This window comes from Mycobacterium sp. (assembly GCF_040509115.1).
Taxonomy (GTDB): domain Bacteria; phylum Actinomycetota; class Actinomycetes; order Mycobacteriales; family Mycobacteriaceae; genus Mycobacterium.
Genome location: NZ_JBEVLO010000538.1, coordinates 1 through 3,060 on the forward strand (window position 1 = coordinate 1; position 3,060 = coordinate 3,060).

At 69.2% G+C, this 3,060-nt stretch carries 4 protein-coding genes; all 4 read left to right on the plus strand.

Translation table 11 applies throughout. The features are described from left to right. On the plus strand, positions 1-684 hold a 684-nt coding region (locus tag ABW137_RS36125), incomplete at its 5' end, for an SIS domain-containing protein (RefSeq protein ID WP_526407829.1). Between the two features lie 5 nt (positions 685-689). Further along, positions 690-1,628: an alpha/beta fold hydrolase gene (locus tag ABW137_RS36130; RefSeq protein ID WP_526407831.1), complete on the plus strand. Its 939-nt coding sequence runs from the start codon at positions 690-692 to the stop codon at positions 1,626-1,628. Beyond that, positions 1,625-2,371, plus strand: coding sequence for an SDR family NAD(P)-dependent oxidoreductase (locus ABW137_RS36135; protein ID WP_526407833.1), 747 nt, complete (start codon positions 1,625-1,627; stop codon positions 2,369-2,371). Before ABW137_RS36130 ends, ABW137_RS36135 begins: the two co-directional genes overlap by 4 nt. A 103-nt stretch (positions 2,372-2,474) precedes the next feature. Beyond that, positions 2,475-3,060: pyridoxal-phosphate dependent enzyme (locus ABW137_RS36140; protein ID WP_526407835.1), on the plus strand; the 586-nt coding region annotated here is incomplete at its 3' end.

Consider the following 3,060-nt stretch of genomic DNA (forward strand, 5'->3'; position numbering starts at 1 on the left):
GCCGTGCTCTACACCCGCGCCGGGCCGGAGATCGGCGTCGCGTCGACCAAGACGTTCCTGGCGCAGATCGCCGCCAACTACTTGGTGGGGTTGGCGCTGGCCCAGGCGCGCGGCACCAAGTACCCCGACGAGGTCGAGCGAGAGTTCACCGAGCTCGAGTCGATGCCCGATCTCATCGCGCGGGTGCTGACGTGCATGGAACCGGTCACCGCACTGGCTCACCGGTTCGCGTCGTCGTCGACCGTGCTCTTCCTTGGCCGCCACGTCGGCTATCCCGTGGCGTTGGAAGGTGCGCTCAAGCTCAAGGAGCTGGCATACATGCACGCCGAGGGCTTCGCGGCTGGCGAGCTCAAGCACGGGCCGATCGCACTGATCGAGGACGGCCTTCCCGTCATCGTCGTGATGCCCTCGCCGAAGAACGCGGCGATGCTGCACTCCAAGCTGATGAGCAACATCCGCGAGATCCAGGCACGTGGCGCCATCACGATCGTCATCGCCGAGGAGGGCGACGACACCGTGCGGCCGTACGCCGACCACCTGATCGAAATCCCCGCCGTGTCAACGCTGTTCCAACCTCTGCTGTCGACGATTCCGTTGCAGGTGTTCGCCGCGGGCGTCGCGCAGGCACGTGGCTACGACGTCGACAAGCCGCGCAACCTCGCCAAGTCCGTCACCGTCGAGTAGCTCCGGTGGACCTGACCGTACCCGACGTCAACGTCGCGCCACGGTCGAGCAGATCGAAGCTGGGGCACTTCGTCGGCGACGTGGGGCACGACGGATTCGCGCACTTTATCGATGCGTATCGCGCTGGTATGCAACAGCTTCCGCCGTTCGATGCCCAGACCGACGTCACCACGTCGTTCGGCAGCGTGCGCGCCTACCGCTTCGATGGGCCGTCGGCTGCCACGCCGGTCGTGCTGCTGCCCGGGCGCGGCGCGGCCACCCCCATGTGGGCGGCCAATCTGCCCGCGCTGCTTCAGCGCCGCACCGTCTACGGCCTGGATCTGCTTGGCGAAGCCGGGCTTTCGGTGCAGACCCGGCCGATCACCGGGCCAGGTGACCAGGCGCGGTGGTTGGACGACACGCTCGTCGGTCTCGGGTTGACGTCGGTGCATCTCCTCGGTGCCTCGATCGGGGGCTGGACGGCGGTGAACTACGCCGCGCACCTGCCGGGCCGGGTCGCGTCGCTGGCACTGTTGGACCCGGTCCAGACGTTCGCGCGCATTCCGGTGAGGACCCTGTTGGCCTCCGGCGCGATGCTGAGTCCTGCCGTGCCGGGGGCCCTGCGGCGGCGCGTGCTGCGGTGGATCTCGGGCGGCGCGGACGTCGACGAGTCGGTGCCGGAGGCACGGCTGATCGCCGCCTCGATGGTCGACTTCGTCCTGCGGCTCCCGCCGCCGAGACTGATCGCCGAGGACCAGCTGCGAGAGCTCGGCATCCCCGTGCTGGCGGTGCTTGGTGGTCGAAGTGTGATGCTAAACCCAGCCCGCGCGGCGGATCGGGCCCGGAAACTGTTGTCACACGGGAAGGTCGAGGTATGGCCCGACGCGTCGCACGCGATCAGCGGTGAGTACCCGCAGCGGGTCGCCGAGCGAACCGAGGCGTTCTGGGATATATCTCGACCATGACCGACACCGTGCGCACGGCCATCGTCACCGGAGCCGGCGGAGGCATCGGCCGAGCGATCACCGAGGCGCTGCACGAGGAGGGTTTCGCCGTCACGATGGTCGGTCGCGACCGCGAGAAGTTGCAGGCCGCCGCCGAGGCGCTCGTCCCTGCCGACGGGCCCGAAGTGCGATTGCTTGCCGGTTCGCTGGCCGACGAGGCCTTCCTCGATCAGATCGTGGTGTCGCACGCCCGGTGCTTCGGCTCGCTCGACCTCCTGGTGAACAATGCGGGGGTGGGAGGCGCAATGGCCGTTGGCGAACTCACCTCCGAGTTCGTCGACGCGCAGTTCGCCGTCAACACCCGAGCCGTCATCCTGCTCACGACCAAGTGTCTTCCTCTGCTGCGCAAGGCAATCGGTGAGCGGGGGACGGCGCAGGTGGTGACCACCTCGTCCAACGCAGGCAAGCGCGGAGAGGCCATGCTCGCGGCGTACTCCGCGTCCAAGGCGGCGGTGATCGGCTTCACCGAGGCCCTGCACGACGAACTCGCAGGCGAGGGCATCAAGGCGACCGCCATCTGCCCGGGGCTCACCGACACCCCGATGGCGGACGAAGCGCGCGAGGGCGGGGCCGTCGAGATGATCACACCGCGCGACGTCGCCGAGACCGTACGGATGACCACGCGGCTGTCGCGGACCTGCATCATTCCCGAGATCGTCCTGTTGCGCCCGACGGAGTGGGTGGCGCCCTCCGAATTGCGATGACTGCGACCGCTATTCGATCCAGCGGTCACGAAGTATGGTCGAGCCGCGCGATCGGACTCGACCCGAAGTCCCTGACGTTCCTTGGAGGTGCGAAGTGACGGCGATGACCCTCGGGACGTGGCCCACCCCGCTGGAGGAGGCGCCCCGCCTCGCCTCGACGATCGGCCTGAGCCGGGGTCGCCTGTGGATCAAGCGCGACGACCTGATCGGTTTGGGTGGGGGCGGCAACAAGGTCCGCAAGCTGCAGTGGACGTGTGGGCGCGCGGTGGCGGACGGGGCGGACACGCTCGTCACCAGCGGTGCGGCTCAGTCGAACCACGCCCGCCTGACCGCAGCGGCAGCCGCACGCCTCGGCCTGGACGTCGTACTCGTCCTGGCGGGTACGCCCGGCACGGGACGCAAGGCCGGAAACCTCGCTCTCGACGCTCTGCTCGGCGCGACGATCGTATGGGTCGACGGCGACGACGCCGCGCTGGCGGCGCGCGTGGCGGAGGTGGCGGCCGAACTGCACGATGCTGGCCGCCGTCCGGCGGTCATCCCGTTCGGGGGTTCGACGCCGGAGACGACCAATGCCTACCTCGAGGTCGCGCGCGAGATCGATTCGCAGGGTGTGCAACCCGACCACGTCGCGGTCGCCGTCGGCTCGGGTGCCACCATGGCCGGCCTGGTGCGCGGCTTCGGGGCGCCGC